The organism is Rhizobium sp. WW_1, assembly GCF_003610155.1.
In the GTDB taxonomy this organism is placed as follows: Bacteria; Pseudomonadota; Alphaproteobacteria; order Rhizobiales; family Rhizobiaceae; genus Rhizobium; species Rhizobium tropici_A.
In genome coordinates this window covers 1,283,350-1,301,899 of sequence record NZ_RAIN01000001.1, presented here as the reverse complement: position 1 = coordinate 1,301,899, position 18,550 = coordinate 1,283,350, and the positions used below count along the sequence as shown (strand labels likewise).

The window sequence follows — 18,550 nt, the reverse complement described above, 5'->3', positions numbered from 1 at the left end:
TGTAGTGCGAAGGTGCCAAAATGCCCACTCCACACAACCCTCCAGCTGCGGTGCGACGCGCACTGCGCAAGCTTGGGGCGGACATCCATGATGCCCGTCGACGCCGACGGCTGCCGATGGCGGTCGTAGCCGAGCGCGCCTTCACGTCTCGCTCGACATTGCAAAGGGTCGAAGCTGGGGACACCAACGTCAGCATCGGCATTTATGCCGGCGTCCTGCAGGCGCTTGGCCTGCTCGACGGCCTGAGCCAGGTCGCCGACATCAGCAACGACAGCGTCGGCCAAGCTCTCGCCAGCGCCGATCTGCCTAAGCATGTCCACCTCAAGCGGCCAACCGGATCGTCCCGCGATGACTGACTTCGAGGTCCATGTCGATTTGGACGGCCGCACACGCCAGGTCGGACTGGCGAGGAGCAATCGCGTCCGGGGCACCGAGACCATCCTCTTCGAGTATGACGGCGCATGGCTTGAGGACCCGGACCGCTTCTCCCTGGAGCCAGCCCTTGCTCTGACCCGTGGCGCCTTCGCCCCTCCTGCCGGTCTTGCGACATTCGGCTCCATCGGTGACTCAGCGCCGGATACCTGGGGCCGGCGCCTCATGCAGCGCGCCGAACGCCGTCTCGCCGATCGGGAAGGCCGCGCGGTTCGCACGCTTGTAGAAAGCGACTACCTCCTTGGCGTCGCCGATGAGACCCGGCTTGGCGCACTCCGATTCCGCTGGGTCGGCGAAGAGATTTTCCAAGCGCCGATCCGTGCGGGCGTTCCTGCCCTGATCGAGCTTGGCCGATTGCTCCAGATCACCGAACGGGTTCTCCGGGACGAGGAAACGGATGAAGACCTGCAGCTCATCTTTGCCCCAGGCTCCTCCCTCGGCGGTGCCCGCCCGAAGGCGTCGGTCATCGACCAACATGGTCACCTCTCCATCGCGAAATTCCCGAAGGAGACCGACGACTACAGCATGGAGACCTGGGAAGAGATCGCGCTGCGGCTGGCCGGCCAGGCAGGTATCGCCACCCCTCAGCACGAACTGATCGACGTCGCCGGCAAGGCGGTCATGTTGTCGCGACGCTTCGATCGTGACGGGGCGATCCGCACCCCGTTCCTGTCGGCGATGGCGATGATGGGCGCCAAGGACGGCGAGCGCGGCAGCTATCCGGAGATCGTCGATGCCCTTGCTCAACATGGCGCCCAGGGGAAGACAGACGCCCACGCCCTCTATCGGCGTGTCGTCTTCAATGTCCTGATTTCCAATGTCGACGACCACCTCCGCAATCACGGTTTCCTGTGGCTGGGAAAAGCGGGCTGGTCTCTCTCGCCGGCATACGACCTCAATCCCGTTCCGACCGATCTCAAGGCGCGGGTGCTGACGACGAACATCGATCTCGACGAGGGCACCTGTTCGCTCGATCTGCTGGAGGCGGCGTCGGAGTTTTTTGCGCTCACGCTACCGCAAGCCCGCGCGATTATCAAAGAAGTCGGGACCGTGACCGCGACCTGGCGCGATACAGCCAAGGCGGTCGGCGCACGCCCGGCCGAGATCAACCGCATGGCCAGCGCCTTCGAGCATGACGATCTCAAACGGGCGCTGGCGCTATGACGAGGACATTTCTTCACAGCTTCGAGCCAGCGACAGCGAGCCCTATCACCGGCACCACCGTCGACTTAGAAGTCTCAGACATCGAGGATGCCGGCATTCGGGAAGTGCTGCAGACGCCCGGCGCGACCTACGGCGCGTGGTCGATCCTGGACGCATTGCTTGCTCCGACCGGCGCGGGAACGCCGTTCATCTTCAAGGAGCCGCTCGGACAAGCACGTGAAGTCAAAGTCGCCCTGTCAGGCCTGTTCGGACGCTTCGTCGCTCGCGCCTATCTTGAGCGCTATTTCAATCTCTCGATCTTCGCCCATCTCGGCAGCCGAACGATTGATCTCGATCGCCGCCGGCGAGTCAAGGTCACGCGCCTGTCGCGTGGCGATCTACCCGATTGGATCGCCTGCGCCGCCGATCTGTCGTCCCTGACAGTGGCCGAAGCGAAAGGCTGTCATGATGTCGGAGGCCCGGCAAAAGCGCTGGACCGCGCCTGGACGCAAGCCGGACGGATCAACATCACCGCACAAGGCCGCAAGGTCACGGTGAAACGCATTGCGATCGCAACGCGCTGGGGCATGGCTGCGGCGGGCCCAACCGAGGCCCACCTCTCGGTCCGTGATCCGATCGATGAAGGCGAGCCTATCGATCCCCAAGAGAAGGACGCACTCTTCATCGGTCTTCTGCGCCTGCACATCGCCAATTTGATCAAGCCGCTCGGCCACGCCGAGCTGGCCGGCGCGCTCTACCGCATCGCCCACCAGCCATTCGCGCGAAGGCTCCAGGACGACCTCGGCCGCGCTCGGACGCTGCTGGATGCTGCTCCGGTGAGGGAGGTGGAGAAGGCAACCGCCATGGGCGGGCTGATCGGCGGGATCGTCACGCGTGCGGGGCCGATCACTGACGCCGCCGCCGCGCCGGCCGATCAGGAGGCGCTCGCCCGCCTCAACCTCCGGCCGGTCTTCGTCGGGATCGAGCGCGACCTCATCCGCGCGGCCATCGACGCAGAGCCGCAGGCTGTGCGTACTCGCCTGACCCAGACGGTGCATCCGGATGAATTTGCTCGGCCTGACCGCGCCGGCGGCTGGATCGTGCCGCTCGGTCAGGAGCGACGCATCACAGGCGGCACCTGACAGGTGACCACCGAACATAAGGACCATGGTGAAAGAGCCGACACCAGACGCGGCACGATCAGGGGGCAGAATGATGGAAGCGCAGGAGAACGATCTTTCGAATGAGGCGGCGGCGCTCGCCGATATCCTCAAATGGTCGGCGGACCTGCCGGCCTGGCAACGCGACGCGCTGCGCCGGCTGTGTAGCCAGACCAAGTTGGAGGCAGCCGACATCACGGCCCTCCTCGCGATTTGCAAGGGTGACGCGACAGCCGTCCCGCTCGACGCGAGCCACATCAGGGACCCAGCGGCCAGCCATGCCGTCGTCAGCCTCGGTGCCCTCCACAGCCTGTCGCATGTCAACGCGCTGGCGCCGGGCGAACGCCTCTCGTTCGGCAAGACGGGCCTGACCGTCATCTACGGCGACAACGGCGCCGGCAAATCCGGCTACGCCCGCGTCCTGAAGCAACTCTGCCGGGCGCGCTCGCCGAAGGGCGACGCGATCCTTCCAAACATCTATGCGGCCGGCTCCGGCACCCCAGCCGCCAGCGTCGACTTCTTCATCGGCGGACAGAAGCGAAGCGCATCCTGGACCCAGGGGAACGCCCCCGATCCAATGCTCTCGGCCGTCAGTGTCTTCGACTCGCGCACTGCCAATGTCCATGTCGAGAACACCAACGATCTCGCCTACACGCCGCTGCCGCTCCGAATCCTCGCCGGTCTCGCGCAGGCATGCCAGGATGTGAAGGCCAAACTGGCTTCCGAGATAAAGGCGCTCCAAGAGCAAACACCCGCGATCCTGTCGAAGCCCGAATGCAAGCCGGACACGCCCGTCGGCAAGCTGATCGCCGGTCTGTCGGGCAAGACGAAGCAGGAAGCCGTCGAGAAGCTCGCGGGCGTGACAGCGGAAGAAGAAACTCGGCTTCAAACGCTCAATACCGACCTGGCCAGCGATCCTGCGCGCACGGTTCGGCAGCTCCAGAGCCAGGAAGCCCGCATCAAGTCGGCGATCGAGCAGCTCGAGCGGTTGTTCGCCGCCGCCACGGACGAAACCCGGGCAGCGCTCCGCGACGCCCATACGCACCTTGCAACGGCGCGCTCGGCCGCTGCCGCCGCCTCCGCTAACCTGTTCGCCGATGAACCGCTGCCCGACATCGGCTCGGACGTCTGGAAGGCCTTGTGGGAGGCAGCCAGGGATTATTCCCGCGCATCCGCCTATCCCGACCGGCCGTTCCCCGTGACCGAGATTGGAGCCCATTGCGTCCTCTGCCAGCAGCCGCTCAGCGAGGAAGCCTCGAAGCGGCTCAGCAGGTTCGAGGCTTTCGTACAGGACGAGAGCAAGCGCCGTGAACAGGAAGCCGCGGACGCGTATGACAAGAAGCTCGAAGAGGTCTCATCGCAAGCCATCTCGATGAAGGATCTCGCCGCGATCGTCGCGACGATCCGCGATGATATCGGCCAGGAGGAGGTCGCAGGCACCCTTCGCCGCGGGATCCTGCACCTGGCTTGGCGGCTGCGCGCCATTCTGCGAACCCATACCCTCGCGACTCTGCCCGATCTTCCGCCCCCAGCCACCATCTCGCTCGATCCACTACGCATGGCCCTCAGCGGTATCGCTACGCGTATCGAAGGCTTGCAGTCGGAGGCCAGCTCCCCGCAGCGCGCCGCGCTCATCGCCGAGCGCGACGGCCTTGCGGACCGCAAATGGGTCGGCCTGGTGAAAGCCGATGTGCTTGCCCAGATCGAGCGCCTCAAGGCCGTCGAGGCGATCGAGAAAGCCAACAAGGACACAGCCACGAACAAGATCACGACCCAGAGTGCGCGTATCGCCCAAGCGCTCGTCACCAACCGCCTGCGCGGAAGGTTCGCGATCGAGGTGGACAAGCTCGGCGTCGCGGGTCTCGCCATCGAGCTTCAGCAGGCCAAGACCACCGCCGGCGTCCCCTTCTTCCAGGTCCGGCTGATCAACAAACCGAACGAGCCGGTCGGCAAGGTCCTCAGCGAAGGCGAGCATCGTTGCGTCGCGCTGGCCGCCTTTCTCGCCGAGCTGTCGACCATCGATGCGCAGTCAGCGATCGTGTTCGACGATCCCGTCTCCTCGCTCGACCATTTGCATCGCGACAGGGTCGCCGCTCGATTGGCCGAGGCCGGCCAGACACGCCAGGTGATCGTTTTCACCCACGATATGGCGTTCTTGCTTCTTCTCGATGAAGCGTGCCGGGCGACGAAGGACCGGGAAGCGACACCGGTCGCGTACCGCCTGATCAGCCGTGGCCCGGAAAATGCCGGCTATTGCCATCAAGACCCGCCCGCCAATGTCATGCCGCTCGACAAGGTGATCGACGGGATGAAGGCCCACCTCGCCAACGTGAAAATCCATCACGAACGCGGCGATCAGGCGAGATGGCTGCGCGAAGTAACGTCCTTCCAGGACCAACTCCGCACGACCTGGGAGCGCGCCGTCGAGGAAGTGGTCGGGCCGGTGATCCGCCGCCTGTCCCGTAAGGTGGACACAGCAGGCCTCATCAAGCTCACAGTCCTCACCGATGTCGATTGCACCGCTATGCGAGAAGCGTTCGGGCGTTGCTCGGCGCTCCTTCACAGTCAGCCCGGTGAGATCAATCCGCGGTTGCCCGCGCCATCGGCAATCGAAACCGAAATTGACGCGCTAGAAAAGTGGATCGCCGATATCCGGTCGCGGCAGGAGAAGGCCGCATGATGATGAAGCTTCAGGCCACGCGGCCTCGCGTCGGAGGCGCCCCTTTATGGTGAAATGGTCCGAGCTGAAACGGGCGTCTGACATCGTCCTAGCCGTCTGGCCCCACTACCGTCCCCTGTTCGAGCGCTGGTTCATGCAGGAGCTCATCGACAAGGGCGAACTCGCGCCGATTTGGCGGGAGCGCATGGTGCCGGGGGATAACGACACGGTCTTTGCCGACCATTATCCCGATCGCGAAGCTGCCATCGCGGCCGCCAACGCGCTCAATCCAACCTTGCTGCAGGCGCTTTCCGCGCGCTCCTTGGACCCCATCGTCAAGCGATCGCTCGAACTCAAGATCGACAAGGCCCTGCAGGCAAAACAGCGTCTGCAAGACGAAGAAGCGCTGATGCTCGCGGAAGCCTTGCGCCGTCACGCCGATGACGAACGGCCGGACGCCACCGCCCTAAAGCTCGCGCCGGACTCCGAGCGCTATCGTCAGGATCTCGCCGAACAACTGGCCGAAATGCCGTATCTGAGATTGGCCAAGGTCGGTCGTTCAAACAACCGATGGACCCACGCACTCCTGTACCTGGGCCCGGATGGCGTTTGGTCGAAGCCCTATCACGCCGGCGAGAAGGCCGCGCAGACCGCAGAACGCGCAAAGATCGCCAATGGATTCGATCTGAGCGCCAGCACCCATTGGGGAAAGGCAAAGGCCAAGATCCGACAGATCCTTCTGCCCCGCGCCAATCAATTGCTCCAACTCGCGAGCGTTCAGCGGATGCTCGCCGAAGCTCTTGCGCGGGGCGAACGTGTGCTCGTCTCAAATGGCATCGTCTTCTGGTACGAGCCGGACGGCGGTATCGGCTGGCAGGTCAAGGAGACATCGTCGACGCGCGAGTCCGAAGGCGCGACAATCTGGAAGGAAGGGACGATCCTCTCCACCAATCACGGCCGCCTCGTTGTACTGCCCTACATCAAGGAAAATGGAGAGCACGTCCGGGGCCACACCAAGAACGGCCCGAACGACGGTAGCGCCTTGCCGCGCCATCGCGACCACTATGCCGAGATTCCGTTCTCGCTCTACGACGGTGATCTCATGATCGGGCTATTCGGGGAACTGCCCTACGAATGAAGAAGAGGTGGAACCGCGGTTGCGCTGGTGCTGTGCGGCAGTCGAAACCCTGTCGACCCTCGCACCGTCTCAAAATCGGTTTTCCGAAGATCTGGAAAACCTGAAATCCGCAAGGAAGGAAAATCGCACATGACCGCATGGACGTTGGAGGATCTTCGCCGGCTCGATCTGAAATACGCGGAGGAAGATATCCACGTCCATCAGCGGCCATTCCGCGCCGCAATGGAGCTTCTTGGTTCTAACTTCGTCATAGGCGTTAGCGGACCCCCCGAAATCAACCAGATCATGGACGCCTATGCCGCCATGATGCCCGAGGTCAGTACGAGCTGGCCAGGTGCTGGGATCGGTTTCGCCGCGTCCGTCGATCAGGTCCGCAAGCTCACCTTCCCGGTCGTGTTCGGCCAGGTGTCGCTCCAGCCCTGGCAGGTAGCAGGGTTCTCTAGCGCCGAGGAATGGTGGAAATGGTGCAGGCAGGATCGGACAATCGCGGGCGAAGTTGCCCTCGCGATTGCCGATCTCCACGACCTCACCAATGGCTTGAATGAAGTCGAACAGGGGAATCCGGCGGCGGTCACGCTCTGGCGCATGGCGCGGTCCAATCTCGAAGACGTGGCGAACACCCTCCCGACGACGTTCAGCCATGACTCTGTGATTCAGCCGATCTGCATGGTGGCCGAACTCTCGATGAAGGCAGCCCTTGTCCGGGATGGTGTCGACCCGGATTCCTTCAGAAAGGGCAAGGACGGTCACAATCTGCCGACGCTTTCCCGCCGTATGGCGGACGCGCGCGCGCACCGCGATGACCCGCGCGTTCAGGCCGTCGTCGGCGCCCTGCCGCCTTATGTCGAAAGCCGATACAAGCCGGCCGGATTGAAGCGGCTGCAGGTCGTCAGGCTCGCTTTGGGAGTGCAATTCATCGCCGCATCAAGCCTGCGGCGCATCGCCAGCGCTGATCTCGCGCTCCAGATGGAAACCGACGAATGGCCCGGTCCACGCCAACCCTTCCTCATCTAAAGCGCGGGACAGAAGCCGGAGAGAACCGAACAATGACGAAGCACCCGCCACGATGGCAAGCGCATACGGCGAAAGACTATGATGCCGCCATGTCCGCGCGCTGTGGACAGCTATCGGCCGAGATCGTTGCAGATCCCCATCGGCGAAAGGCTATCTTAGCCGATCCGCTCGACCTGCATCGGGAATTGTTTGCGCCTTTCGCGCCGTCCGATCACCCCGAATATGCAGGCACCTATCGCGGCACGCCCGGCACCGCGCTCTTCGACCGGAGAATTTCTGCCGGGAGCCAACTCGAGCCGGGCAAAGACTATGAATTCTGCTTGCCCGGCGAAGTGGCGCCGCGCATGACCGAGTTGCTGAAGAACTCTCGAGATTTGCTTGCAGACACCAACGCAGACGACTTCGGCAGGCTGGTCGCCTTGACCTATACCTTCTGCTGGTTCGGGAAGATTCACCCCTTCCTTGACGGCAACGGCCATATCGACGATGCGCACGAGTGCGTCCGGGGCGACATAATCGTCGAGGCAAGGCGGAAGCAGGCTGACCTGACCGCGTTCTGTTCCTTCGATGAAGCTCACGAACACCTCAGGGCAAGCCTTAATCAGGTGTAGATTCTAGTAGTGTACGCGCCTCTCGGACAGATGTAGCGATAGTCTTACGTCCTTACACTGACATTATTCCACCTCGCCGCGCACCTTCGGTCGAAAGCACCGGCGAGCGCTACAGCATGTAACCCACGTCCGATGCGCCCGTTGGATAGGCGAACATGGTGGAGCGAAGGTCGGCGGCGGTCAGGCCGTGGCGGATCGCCAACCCGAAGAGGTTGATCACCTCGTCGGCGCCCGGCCCCACCAGATGCGCGCCGAGGACCAAGTCACTGTGCTCCTCGATCAGCACCTTGTGACCGTAGACTCGCTCGGCCAGCCGGCGGGCGGTGAACCAGTCCGGCGTCGAGGCGGCGTTGATGCGGAACACCAGCCCGCGGCGACGGGCCTCCGCCTCCGAGAGGCCGACAGCGGTGATCGGCGGCACGGTGAAGACCACGCTCGGCACGCCGCGATAGTCCGGCCGGTGCGAAGCGCCATCCAGCAGATTGGCGGCCACCACCTTGGCGTCATGGCTGGAGACCGGCGTCAGGGGCGGCCCACCCCCCGCAGCGTCGCCGGCGGCAAAGACCCGTGGGTTGGAGAGACTCCGCAGGTGGTCGTCGAGCTGCAGGCGTCCGTCCTGCACCGCCACCTCGCCGGCGGCCAGGTCCAGGGTTTCTAGGTCGGGACCGCGCCCGGCGGCATGCACCACGAGATCAGCCGCGACGCTGAGGTCCGGTGCGCCCGGACGGCTGGCATGGACGAGCAGGCCGCCCTGGCCCCGCTCGACGCGGGTGACCGTGGCGCCGGTCTCGACGGCGATACCGAGTTCATAGAAGCGCGGCATGAGCCATCCGACCAGGTCGGGATCGAACTGCGGCAGAAGCCGCGGCGCGCGCTGCAGGATGGTGACCTCAGCGCCGGCGCGCGCCGCCAGGTGCGAGAACTCCGCGGCGACGTAGCCGCCACCGATCAGCACGATGCGTCGTGGGAGGCTGTCAAGCTCCAGGAAGTCGTCGCTAGTGCTGACCTGCTCCTCGCCTGGGATGCCCAGCGGGACCGGGCGTGCGCCGGTGGCGATCAGGACATGGCGGGCCTGCAAGGTCCGGCCGTCCACCTCGATTGTGTCCGGGCCCACGAAGTGGGCGAGCCCTTGGAAGGCGTCTACCCCTAGCTCGGCGTATCGGTGCTCCTGTTTGGCGGGGATCGGATCGGTGAAGGTCCGCTTGAACGCCATCAGAGCCGGCCAATCGATGGCCAGGGCGCCTTCGACGCCATGCCCAGCCATGCGCCTGGCCGCGTCGATGGCTTCTTCGCCGCTCACCAGCATCTTCTTGGGATCGCAGCCGCGCAAGGCGCAGGTGCCGCCGAACGGCCGGTGATCGATCACGGCGACGGACCAGCCCGCGGCGCGGACCTTCGCAACGGCAACCTGGGCCGCCGTACCGCTGCCGATGACGATCAGGTCGTAGGAAATCATGACGGCCACTCCATCCGCATCGGCGCGAAAATCGCGAGGCCAACCTCCAGGGCATCGGTAAGGCTCAAGCGGACCCCATCCTGGCTGGCGGCCGGGTTGTTCGCGCGCCAGGTCTCCAGGTGAGCGTCATCGCAGAAGAACGCCTGCAAGGTGCAGAGCGAAGACGCCGCACAGCCGGCAGCGTAGCGATGGCCGGACCAGACAACGATCCCCGAGGGCTCGACCTGTTCCAGTTCGCGGCCGTGGCTCCGCGTGTGGATGGCGAGCGGACGCGCGCACTGACGGCACGCCGAGCGGACGGTGATATCGCGCTCCAGCATCGCCCCGACGCCAAGCGCGTCGATGGCGCACATGGCGCCCACCGCGAAACCGCCGGCCTCCACGTGATTTTCGGTCGGACCATCGGTGAACGGATAGGCGCCGCTTATCTGGCCGGCAGCGTCGATAATGAGGAGATCGCGTCCGGTCAGGCGCTGCAGCACGCTGTCGGCCTCATCGATGGCGAGCCCGGCCGCTGCGGCGACATCCGCGATCTCTGGAGCGTGCCCGCTCAGGGCGTAGCCGCTCAGGACGATGCCGTGGATTCGGCTCTCGGTCTCATCTAGCCCATCCCACTTGGGGCTGATGAAGGCCTCGACGACGGCCCTCAGCGCGTTTTGGGCCTGTGGCGTCGTGACCGCTCCCCAGTCTGGGATGATCACGCCGCCTGGAAACTCGACGGCGGGCCGTTCGGCGGTTTCAGCGTGTGAGGTAGGAGTCATCATCAGGCGTGTGCTCCGTTCGCCGTCCAAAGTGAATCTTCAACCGGCGCAGCAGGAGAGCTGCTCCACATTCTTGGAGAAGGTCTGGGCCGCGAGCTTCAGGCCTTCCACCATTGTCAGGTAGGGAAACAGCTGGTTGCCCAGCTCGCCGACGGTCATACGCGCCCGAATGGCGAGCGCCGCCGTCTGGATGATCTCGCCCGCCTCCGGCGTCACCGCCTGGACGCCGATGAGCCGGCCGCTACCGGCTTCCGCAACCAGCTTGATGAAGCCGCGGGTGTCGAAGTTGGCGAGCGCGCGCGGGACGTTGTCCAAGGTCAGGAGCCGGCTGTCGGTCTCGATCCCGGCGCGGTGGGCCTCAGCCTCGCTGAGCCCAACCGTGGCGACCTGCGGATCGCTGAACACGACCGCCGGCATCGTGGCCAGGTCCAGAGTGGCCTCGCCGCCGGTCATGTTGATCGCCGCCCGGGTTCCGGCCGCTGCCGCGACATAGACGAACTGCGGCTGGTCGGTGCAGTCGCCGGCGGCGTAGATGTGTGGCGTGCTGCTGCGCATGGTCGCGTCGACCACGACGCCGCCCTGCGCGTCGACGGCGACGCCGGCCGCCTCCAGGGCGAGCGCTCGGGTGTTGGGCGCCCGGCCCGTCGCGACGAGCAGCTTGTCGACGCGCAGTTCGCCCTGGCCGGTGGCGAGGACGAACTCGCCGTCGGCGTAGGCGACTTTGCCCGCCTGGGTGTGCTCCAGCACCTCGATGCCCTTGGCGCGGAAGGCGGCCGTGACCGCCTCGCCGACGGCCGGGTCCTCACGGAAGAACAGGGTGCGGCGCGCCAGGATCGTCACCTTGCTGCCGAGCCGGGCGAAGGCCTGGGCCAGTTCGACGGCGACGACCGACGAGCCGATCACGGCTAGGCGCGACGGGAGGGTCTCGCTCTCAAGGGCCTCCGTGGAGGTCCAGTACGGCGTATCCGACAACCCCGGAATGGGCGGCTCGGCCGGGCTGGCGCCGGTGGCGATCAGGCAGCGGTCGAAGGTCACATGCTGCTCGACCCCGTCGGCCTGGCGCACGAGCACGCTGTGAGCATCCCCGAAGCGGGCCTCGCCGCGCAACACGGTGATGGACGGGGTGTCGGCCAGGATGGTCTCGTATTTCGCCTGCCGCAGCTCATCGACGCGCGCCTGCTGCTGGGCCAGCAGCCGCTCGCGCAGAATCGCGGGCGTGCAGGCGCCGATCCCGTCGTCGAACGGGCTTTCGCGGCGCAGATGGGCGATATGCGCCGCGCGGATCATGATCTTAGACGGCACGCAGCCGACGTTGACGCAGGTTCCGCCGATGACGCCGCGCTCGACAAGGGTGACCTTGGCGCCCTGCTCGACCGCCTTCAGCGCCGCCGCCATCGCCGCGCCGCCGCTGCCGATGACGGCGATGTGCAGCGGGACGCCGCCGGCAACGCGTTGCCCGCCGCCCGCCAGGGAGCCCAGCGCCTTGTCGGGGACACTCGGGGGCGCCGCGCCCGCGTCGGCGACCGAGGCGCGATAGCCGAGCGTCGCGACCGTGGCCGCAAGGGCTTCGCAGCTCACCCCCGCGTCGGCCGCGATCTCCGCCCGCGCCGTCGGATAGGAGACGGCGGCCGAGCGCACGCCTGCGACGCGCTCAAGCGCCTCTCTCACGTGCGTGGCGCATGAATCGCAGGTCATTCCGTCAATGTGCAGGGCGATCGCGGCGGGCATGGGGGCTCCTCAGCGCTTCACGGTGGACGGGTAGCCCGCGCCCGCCGTCGCTTTGGTCAGGGCCGCGACCGTGGTCTTGGCGTCATCATAGGTGACGACGGCCTCGCGCTTTTCGAAACTGACGTCGGTTCTCTCGACGCCGTCGACCTTGGCAAGCGCCGTCTTGACGGTGATCGGGCAGGCCGCGCAGGTCATGCCCGGCACCGCCAGGGTGACCGTCTTCGTCGCGGCCCACGCGGGCGAGCTGAGTGCGCCCATCAGGGCGATCAGGGATACGAGCTTCTTCATGGGGACTTCCTTTCAGTAGAACAGGGGCAGGACGTAGGGGAACGCCAGCGCGACAAGGACGAGCGCTGCGACCGCCCAGAAGATGACCTTGTAGGTGGTCCTGACTTTGGGCACGGCGCAGACTTCGCCGGGCTCGCAGGCGCCAGCCGGGCGGAAGATTCGGCGGTAGGCGAAGACCATGGCGACCAGCGCCGCGCCGATGAACAACGGACGGTACAGTTCCAGCACGGTCAGGTTACCGATCCAGGCGCCGCTGAATCCGAGGGCGACCAAGATGAGCGGGCCGAGGCAACAGGTCGAGGCCAGAATGGCGGCTAACCCTCCAAGCGCCAACGCGCCGCGGCCGGTTTTGGGTTCTGACAAGTCGACTCTCCTTCCGATCAACCGCGCCATAACGTTAAGGAACAGCCCCTTCGCGGGGTGGGGCGGGAGAATTGCAAGACGGCGCAGCAAGATCCCAGATCGCGACGACCACCATCAGGCTCAGTCCGGGATAGAGGATCCACGCCGTCGGCCAACCGCGGGTGGCCATGAGCAAAGCCGCCGCAAGCACCAACATCGGCCCAATGACGCTCAATGCCATTCGTGCCCACTGGCGATGGCGAAGCCCGCCGATCGTGTTGGCGATGAGGGAGATCACAGCGAACAGCGGCAGCAGGTAACGAATGAAGACGCCTTCGTACTGGCTCAGAAAACCAAGACCCATCGCAGCGCCAAGACTCGCAAGAGCCGGGAAGCACGCCGCGCACCCCATGGCAGTGACAATCGAGCCGATGATGCCCGCCTTGTCGGCCGCGCGTGTGAGGGGATTCTGGATGGGCATCGGAATGGCCTCGGCAACTTCGGTGGAACCGTCAGAGCGACGCTGCAATCATGACCGCAGCTTGCCCATGAGGTCTGAGAATCGTTATACGATCTGTAGTGACTACAGACTCAAGCCCAAAAACGAGAGGCGCAGAGCAGCATGGCGGATTCCGCGATCCAGATTGGCGAACTGTCCCGGCGCACGGGCTGCAACATCGAGACGATCCGCTACTACGAGCGGATCGGCCTCATGCCCACGCCGGCCCGGCGAGGCCGCTACCGCAGCTATGGCGCCGATGAGGTCGCCCGTCTCGGCTTCGTGCGCCGCGCGCGCGAACTCGGCTTCACCCTGGACGAGGTGCGCGCCCTGCTCGGTCTGGCGGCCGGCGGAGGCGCCACCTGCGCCGAGGTGCGCGATCTGGCCGCCGCGCACCTGAAGGATGTCCGCGCCCGGATCGCCGATCTCAAGCGGATGGAGCGGGTGCTGGCTGACTCGGTGCGAGCGTGCGACGCCGGGCAGGATCCAGGCTGTCCGCTGATCGAGGCGCTCCGCGCCGCCTGAGCTGCGACGATCCTGTCGTTGCCGCGGCGGCTTTTAGCACAGCCTGCCCCGCAACGCCCCCTAGAGTGAGAGTGCGGACCGGCTTTGCCGTGACGGGTTGAGGGCTGGGAGAGAGGCTCCCGGCGCCCGTCGCGGAGATCCGCGATGTCCAGAAAGACCGCATCCGCTCGCGCCGGCCAGGACCGGGCGAGCCTCTATGACGAAATCACCGACAAGATCATCGCCGAGCTGGAGGACGGACGCATTCCCTGGGTCCAGCCCTGGGGGACGGCCGCGGCGAAGGCGCCGCTGGCCATGCCGAGGAACGCCGCCACCGGCCGGCATTATTCCGGGATCAATGTGCTGATCCTCTGGGGCGCCGTCGTCGAGCACGGCTTCCCCGGCCAGAGCTGGCTCACCTTCCGCCAGGCGCTGGCGCTGGGCGGCAATGTCCGCAAGGGCGAACGCGGCACCACCGTCGTCTATGCCGACCGCTTCGTGCCGGACGACGAAAAGCGGCGCGCCCGCGAGACCGGCGACGAGGCCCAGGCGATTCCGTTCCTGAAGCGCTTCACGGTCTTCAATTCCGCGCAGTGCGAGAACTTGCCGGATGACATCGCGGTCGTAGCCCCGCCACCGCCGCCGGGCCTGATCGAGCCGCAAGTCGAGGTGCTGATCCGCGCGACGGGCATCGATTTCCGCATCGGCGGCAACCGGGCCTTCTATGTCCCGTCGCTCGACTATGTGCAGGTCCCGCCGCCCCAGGCTTATTTCGAGCCGATCAACTGGCACCGCACCGCGCTCCATGAACTCGGCCACGCCACAGGCCATCCATCCCGTCTCGGCCGCGACATGACCGGCAGCTTCGGCACTAAGAAGTACGCGTTCGAGGAGCTGGTCGCCGAAATGAACGCGGCCTTCTGCTGCGCCTCGCTCGGCATCGTGCCGACCGTCCGGCATGCCGACTATATCGGCTCGTGGCTCGAATTATGGCGAGGTGAGCATAAGTCGATTAATCGCGAGGTGTGGGTAATGTGAAGGAACGCGGCCGGATGTGCGGTTTTGCGCCGTTCCCGCCCACATTCCTTCGCATTATTTCAGAGCGTGTCGAGCCAGGCGAGCAGGCTCGCATCCCGCTTCCATGACGGCGGATGGCCCATTGTTGTGGGAGCGTCGACCTGTTCCAGCGCCTTCCGCTTCGTTTCCAGATTGGCCCTGGCGTAGTGGTTGGTGGTGTCGAGGCTCACATGACCGAGCCAGCTACGGATGACCGTGACGTCGACGCCTGCGGAGACGAGGTGCACGGCGGTGGCATGGCGGAAGCTGTGCGGCGTCACATGCTTGGTTCGCAGCGTTGGCGCGGTCACTGCGGCCGCCTTCACATAGGCCGCGAGCTTGAACCGAACGCCCGAGGCGCTGAGCGGCTCGCCGTAGCGGTTGACGAACATCCGCTCGTTTGGCGCTCGCGGCTGCCGCTCCAGCAGCTTTCTCAGCAGCAGTACGGTTTCCGGCCAGAGTGGGCAGATGCGCTCCTTGCGGCCCTTGCCAAGGAGCCGCACGCAGCCGGGCGCGTCGAACCGGATGGCCTCGGGACACAGGTCGAGCGCCTCCTGTATCCGTGCCCCGCTGTTGTAGAGGAACGAGAGCAACGCGTGATCGCGCATGCCTTCGAGCGTCGAACGGTCTGGCTGGGCAAGGATCGCCGTCACCTCTGCCGGATCTAGATAGCAGGGTTCCGATACCGGTGCCCGCTTGACCGGGATGTTGAGTATCTCGACGCACTGCGCGATCGATGCGGGGTCTCTGGTCGCCACGAAGTTGAAGAAGCTGCGGATCGCGGCAAGCCTGCAGTTGCGCGTCCCGATCGTGCCGCCGCGTTCGTGTTCGGCGTGCCTCAGGAACGCAGCGACCTCGCTGGCGGTCAGATCGGCCAGCGTGATCATCGCAACCTTCTTTGCTCCGCGCTGTGCGACGAACCGCAGGAACAGCCGCCAAGTATCGCGGTAGGACCGGACCGTGTGGATGGACGCGTTGCGTTGCTCGACGAGCCAGTCGTAGAAGAACGCGCGCATCAGGTTCGGGAACGGGTTGGCCTTGCTCATGGCCGCACCTCCCCACCTAGGTTGAGGCATGGTGCGCCCACCGCCCGGAACCGCTCGTTGGCATGATGCAGCAGATCCTGCGTGACGGTGATGTATACCAGGGTGGAGTTGATATCCCGATGGCCGAGATAGGTTGCGAGGAACGGCAGGCGATCCTGCGGGTTGATGCCCGTCCGATACCAGTCGAGGATCCGGTTCACGACCATCGAGTGGCGGAGGTCGTGTAAGCGCGGCCCCGTTCGTCCTTGCGGTGGCTTCAGCCCGGCCCGGCGGATGACGTCGACGAGCAGGCAAGCGATGGCCTGGCTTGTGTAACCTGCACTGCGCTGCTCTTGCCAGAACAGGCCGGAGCGCGCATCCTGCGATGCTCCGACGCGACGGCGTGCATTGATATAGGCCCGAAGCTCGGCCATCACGCTGTCGGGAAGCGGCAGGATTCTGGTCTTGAAGAACTTGGTCTGCCGAACCGTAATCGTGCCGCCCTGAAGGTTGACGTCACCCAGATCGAGACGGGCAAGCTCGCCCCGCCGCAGACCCGCGCAATAGGCCAGCAACAGCATGGTATAGATGCTCAGCGGCCGAAGCGGTGCCCGTGGCGAAGGATAGGAACGGGCGATATCGAGCATCCGACGCACGTCGGCGGGCGTGTAGATGTGAGGTTTGCGCCAGTGCTTCGCCACTTCCTTTTGCGGGCGCGGGTCCGGTCGGCGCGGCGGGATCGACGGATTCCGGTGACGGAGTATCCTCGTAAGGAGGCGCTTCAACTTTTCGCATTCGGCGGCGTGATTGCGTGTGGCTTTCGCCGCCGCCCAGTGTTCGAGCATCACCCCGATGGACCCATCCTGCAGCGCCGGGTTCAACTGCAGGAACCGGTCGAACCGCAAGAGCCACACGGGCTGCGCCGTGTATTTGTATCCCCTGTTGCGCATCAGCGCGACGTGCTCGGCCATGATTCCGCCCAGCACGCTGCCAAACGGCTTGGGCTGGTGCAGTTCGGCAAGAGCACGGACCGGACTGTCCGACGCCAAGGCCCGCCAGACCGGTTTGCACTGCTTGATATTGCACGCCTCGCGCAGGACGGCGACGGGATTGAGGTCGATCGCCCCGGTTTGCAAAAGGTCATCGAGGAACCGGTCGATAATGCGGGTGCGGTGCAACCGCGTCGACGCTGCCCAACTGTCGGACGATATCTGCAACCAGGCCACCAGCACGTCCTGGCCGAGTTCGGCGTGGCGCTCGGCGACGTCCTGGAAGCTGTGGAGCACCTGCTTGTAATAGGTGCGGCTGTTCGTGCTGCGCAGGCCAAGACCTGCCAGATAGCGCGCGATCAACAGCCGTTCGGGATCGGGCCATGTCGTCATGACAGCACCTCCGATCCCGGCACGTCGAGTGCGATGGCCCGGAGGTCCTCGGTGGCGAGCTTGAGGTAGGGTGCCGTCGACTCGGTCGAGCGGTGCCCGAGCAGATCGCCAATGACCTTCTGCGGCACCGACGCGCGCAGCATCTCGACCGCGCGGGCATGGCGGAAGATGTGCGGCCCGGACTTGCCCGGCGGCTTGACGCCTGCATTGCGAAGCCGCCGCCGTACCGCACTGGCCAGCATCCCGAGCTTGCGATAGGGCGCGCGCGTGCGGATGAAGATTTCCCGGGCGTCGGTCTCAGGCCGTCCGGAGCGCAGATAGGCGAGCACCGCTTCGCCCACCCGCTCCATCAGGGGCAGGAACGAGCAGGCCCGTGTCTTAGTGTGCCGGACGCGGATCGATTCCGCCCGCCAGTCGATGTCGTCGAGTCGCAGATTGCGTACCTCGCTCGACCTCAAGCCATAGGTCGCGAGCAGTTGCAGGATCGCATGGTCCCGCAGCCCAACCGGTGTCGTATCCTTCCTCGCACTTTCCAGCACGGCAGCGATCTGGCTGCGCTCCAGGATCGAGGGCACCCCTTCATAGGCGTAGAGCAGCGGGGCGATGACGTGCGGCGACAGGTCGATCGCGGTGCGATCGGTCCGGTGCAGATACCGCAAGAGCGAGCGCAGGCGCTCCGCCACGTCTTTCAACGATTTGCGCGTCAGTTTCGGCGCGCGCAAGTCCATGTAACGGTCGATGTCGCCGACACTCATCTCCATCAGGCTTTCGACGCCACATCGTCCGAGCTGCCAGGCCAGGAAGTGCTGAGCCTCCCACATCAGCGCCGCAATGCTAGGCTTGGCCAAGCCACGCTCCTCGTGAAGCCAAGTCTCGTATTCGTCGCAGATCGCGAACCGCGCCGCATCGGCGGCGCATGTAACTTTCGGAGTGGGTGGCCACTCGCCCTGGGCAAGCCGCAACAGCGCGTGGATTCCGGAGCGCGGGATCGAGTGCCAGTACGGCCCCGGAGGTCGACCATGGCGTTTCCGGAACAGCGCGATCGCATGGCGCAGATATTGCGCCACCTGCGCTTCGCTCACATCTGCGACTGCGATATTCCGCCGCGCAAGATGGTCGAGGAACCAGCGCGCATAGGCGCAATAGTTCCCGACCACCACCGGGCTGTTTTGTTGGCGGGTCAGCATGACCCTGAGTTCGGCGATCAGGTCGCGATCGGTATTCGACATCGATGTCTCCTCTGCTGGTCAACGACCACAGAGGTTCATCGCAAAATAATGCGGAGCAAAGCCCGCCGCCCACTGGCGGAACTATGCGGGATTCACGCGCTGAAGCTGCGTTCCTTCACATTA

The 18,550-nt window shown here is 65.3% G+C and carries 17 protein-coding genes and 1 pseudogene; 9 read left to right on the top strand and 9 right to left on the bottom strand.

All coding sequences use genetic code 11. The features are described 5' to 3' along the window. Positions 1-20: 20 nt before the first annotated feature. From BJ928_RS06305 to BJ928_RS39285, 7 genes and pseudogenes are all read left to right on the top strand, one after another. Entirely contained in the window at positions 21-356 is a 336-nt protein-coding gene (locus BJ928_RS06305) for a helix-turn-helix transcriptional regulator (protein WP_040425550.1), read from the top strand. Further along, positions 349-1,596 carry a HipA domain-containing protein gene (locus BJ928_RS06300; RefSeq protein WP_019197495.1) on the top strand — a complete coding sequence of 416 codons (1,248 nt, stop codon included), beginning with the start codon at positions 349-351 and terminating at the stop codon, positions 1,594-1,596. Before BJ928_RS06305 ends, BJ928_RS06300 begins: the two co-directional genes overlap by 8 nt. Continuing rightward, positions 1,593-2,717, top strand: coding sequence for a hypothetical protein (locus BJ928_RS06295; RefSeq protein ID WP_019197496.1), 1,125 nt, complete (start codon positions 1,593-1,595; stop codon positions 2,715-2,717). Before BJ928_RS06300 ends, BJ928_RS06295 begins: the two co-directional genes overlap by 4 nt. Before the next feature lie 70 nt (positions 2,718-2,787). Beyond that, positions 2,788-5,415, top strand: coding sequence for an AAA family ATPase (locus BJ928_RS06290; RefSeq protein ID WP_244438104.1), 2,628 nt, complete (start codon positions 2,788-2,790; stop codon positions 5,413-5,415). A 46-nt stretch (positions 5,416-5,461) separates the two neighbouring features. Continuing rightward, a complete protein-coding gene (locus BJ928_RS06285) occupies positions 5,462-6,532 on the top strand; it encodes a hypothetical protein (RefSeq protein WP_019197498.1) in 1,071 nt (356 codons plus the stop codon). Positions 6,533-6,661: 129 nt separating this feature from the next. Beyond that, positions 6,662-7,546, top strand: a complete 885-nt coding sequence (locus tag BJ928_RS06280) for a hypothetical protein (protein ID WP_047628571.1) — start codon at positions 6,662-6,664, stop codon at positions 7,544-7,546. Continuing rightward, positions 7,513-7,965, top strand: a pseudogene (locus BJ928_RS39285) (hypothetical protein); the annotation flags it as partial. The gene BJ928_RS06280 and the pseudogene BJ928_RS39285, both read left to right, overlap by 34 nt. Before the next feature lie 301 nt (positions 7,966-8,266). On the opposite strand, the gene BJ928_RS06270 reads toward BJ928_RS39285, so the two are convergent. The 6 genes from BJ928_RS06270 to merC are packed head-to-tail and all read right to left on the bottom strand — an operon-like array spanning position 8,267 to position 13,213. Then, on the bottom strand, positions 8,267-9,613 hold the full coding sequence (locus tag BJ928_RS06270; protein WP_040425551.1) for an NAD(P)/FAD-dependent oxidoreductase: 1,347 nt from the start codon (positions 9,611-9,613) through the stop codon (positions 8,267-8,269). After that, positions 9,610-10,377: an alkylmercury lyase family protein gene (locus tag BJ928_RS06265; protein ID WP_244438105.1), complete on the bottom strand. Its 768-nt coding sequence runs from the start codon at positions 10,375-10,377 to the stop codon at positions 9,610-9,612. Before BJ928_RS06265 ends, BJ928_RS06270 begins: the two co-directional genes overlap by 4 nt. Positions 10,378-10,413: 36 nt before the next feature. Next, positions 10,414-12,102 carry a mercury(II) reductase gene (gene merA / locus BJ928_RS06260; RefSeq protein WP_047628570.1) on the bottom strand — a complete coding sequence of 563 codons (1,689 nt, stop codon included), beginning with the start codon at positions 12,100-12,102 and terminating at the stop codon, positions 10,414-10,416. 9 nt (positions 12,103-12,111) lie between these two features. Further along, positions 12,112-12,390, bottom strand: a complete 279-nt coding sequence (merP, locus tag BJ928_RS06255; protein WP_019197505.1) for a mercury resistance system periplasmic binding protein MerP — start codon at positions 12,388-12,390, stop codon at positions 12,112-12,114. 12 nt (positions 12,391-12,402) lie between these two features. Continuing rightward, on the bottom strand, positions 12,403-12,753 hold the full coding sequence (gene merT, locus BJ928_RS06250) for a mercuric ion transporter MerT (RefSeq protein WP_040426108.1): 351 nt from the start codon (positions 12,751-12,753) through the stop codon (positions 12,403-12,405). A gap of 34 nt (positions 12,754-12,787) precedes the next feature. Continuing rightward, entirely contained in the window at positions 12,788-13,213 is a 426-nt protein-coding gene (gene merC / locus BJ928_RS06245; RefSeq protein WP_051488491.1) for an organomercurial transporter MerC, read from the bottom strand. 141 nt (positions 13,214-13,354) lie between these two features. On the opposite strand from merC, the gene BJ928_RS06240 reads away from it, so the two are divergent. Next, positions 13,355-13,756: a helix-turn-helix domain-containing protein gene (locus BJ928_RS06240; RefSeq protein ID WP_019197508.1), complete on the top strand. Its 402-nt coding sequence runs from the start codon at positions 13,355-13,357 to the stop codon at positions 13,754-13,756. Between the two features lie 144 nt (positions 13,757-13,900). After that, on the top strand, positions 13,901-14,773 hold the full coding sequence (locus BJ928_RS06235) for a zincin-like metallopeptidase domain-containing protein (RefSeq protein WP_082011760.1): 873 nt from the start codon (positions 13,901-13,903) through the stop codon (positions 14,771-14,773). Positions 14,774-14,832: 59 nt separating this feature from the next. Here BJ928_RS06235 and BJ928_RS06230 read toward each other — a convergent pair whose 3' ends face one another. From BJ928_RS06230 to BJ928_RS06220, 3 genes are read right to left on the bottom strand one after another with little or no spacing between them, the layout of a single operon-like run. After that, positions 14,833-15,837 carry a site-specific integrase gene (locus tag BJ928_RS06230; RefSeq protein ID WP_024584954.1) on the bottom strand — a complete coding sequence of 335 codons (1,005 nt, stop codon included), beginning with the start codon at positions 15,835-15,837 and terminating at the stop codon, positions 14,833-14,835. Further along, positions 15,834-17,198 (bottom strand): tyrosine-type recombinase/integrase, encoded by a 1,365-nt coding sequence (locus BJ928_RS06225; protein ID WP_024584953.1) that lies wholly within the window; start codon positions 17,196-17,198, stop codon positions 15,834-15,836. The genes BJ928_RS06230 and BJ928_RS06225 overlap by 4 nt, the downstream gene beginning before the upstream one ends. Continuing rightward, on the bottom strand, positions 17,195-18,427 hold the full coding sequence (locus BJ928_RS06220) for a site-specific integrase (RefSeq protein WP_024584952.1): 1,233 nt from the start codon (positions 18,425-18,427) through the stop codon (positions 17,195-17,197). Before BJ928_RS06220 ends, BJ928_RS06225 begins: the two co-directional genes overlap by 4 nt. Between the last annotated feature and the right edge of the window lie 123 nt (positions 18,428-18,550).

Coding starts and splice junctions, on each gene's coding strand:
- BJ928_RS06305 (WP_040425550.1), top strand. CDS start 21: ATGCCCACTCCACACAACCCTCCAGCTGCGGTGCGACGCGCACTGCGC.
- BJ928_RS06300 (WP_019197495.1), top strand. CDS start 349: ATGACTGACTTCGAGGTCCATGTCGATTTGGACGGCCGCACACGCCAG.
- BJ928_RS06295 (WP_019197496.1), top strand. CDS start 1,593: ATGACGAGGACATTTCTTCACAGCTTCGAGCCAGCGACAGCGAGCCCT.
- BJ928_RS06290 (WP_244438104.1), top strand. CDS start 2,788: ATGATGGAAGCGCAGGAGAACGATCTTTCGAATGAGGCGGCGGCGCTC.
- BJ928_RS06285 (WP_019197498.1), top strand. CDS start 5,462: ATGGTGAAATGGTCCGAGCTGAAACGGGCGTCTGACATCGTCCTAGCC.
- BJ928_RS06280 (WP_047628571.1), top strand. CDS start 6,662: ATGACCGCATGGACGTTGGAGGATCTTCGCCGGCTCGATCTGAAATAC.
- BJ928_RS06270 (WP_040425551.1), bottom strand. CDS start 9,613: ATGATTTCCTACGACCTGATCGTCATCGGCAGCGGTACGGCGGCCCAG.
- BJ928_RS06265 (WP_244438105.1), bottom strand. CDS start 10,377: ATGATGACTCCTACCTCACACGCTGAAACCGCCGAACGGCCCGCCGTC.
- merA (WP_047628570.1), bottom strand. CDS start 12,102: ATGCCCGCCGCGATCGCCCTGCACATTGACGGAATGACCTGCGATTCA.
- merP (WP_019197505.1), bottom strand. CDS start 12,390: ATGAAGAAGCTCGTATCCCTGATCGCCCTGATGGGCGCACTCAGCTCG.
- merC (WP_051488491.1), bottom strand. CDS start 13,213: ATGCCCATCCAGAATCCCCTCACACGCGCGGCCGACAAGGCGGGCATC.
- BJ928_RS06240 (WP_019197508.1), top strand. CDS start 13,355: ATGGCGGATTCCGCGATCCAGATTGGCGAACTGTCCCGGCGCACGGGC.
- BJ928_RS06235 (WP_082011760.1), top strand. CDS start 13,901: ATGTCCAGAAAGACCGCATCCGCTCGCGCCGGCCAGGACCGGGCGAGC.
- BJ928_RS06230 (WP_024584954.1), bottom strand. CDS start 15,837: ATGAGCAAGGCCAACCCGTTCCCGAACCTGATGCGCGCGTTCTTCTAC.
- BJ928_RS06225 (WP_024584953.1), bottom strand. CDS start 17,198: ATGACGACATGGCCCGATCCCGAACGGCTGTTGATCGCGCGCTATCTG.
- BJ928_RS06220 (WP_024584952.1), bottom strand. CDS start 18,427: ATGTCGAATACCGATCGCGACCTGATCGCCGAACTCAGGGTCATGCTG.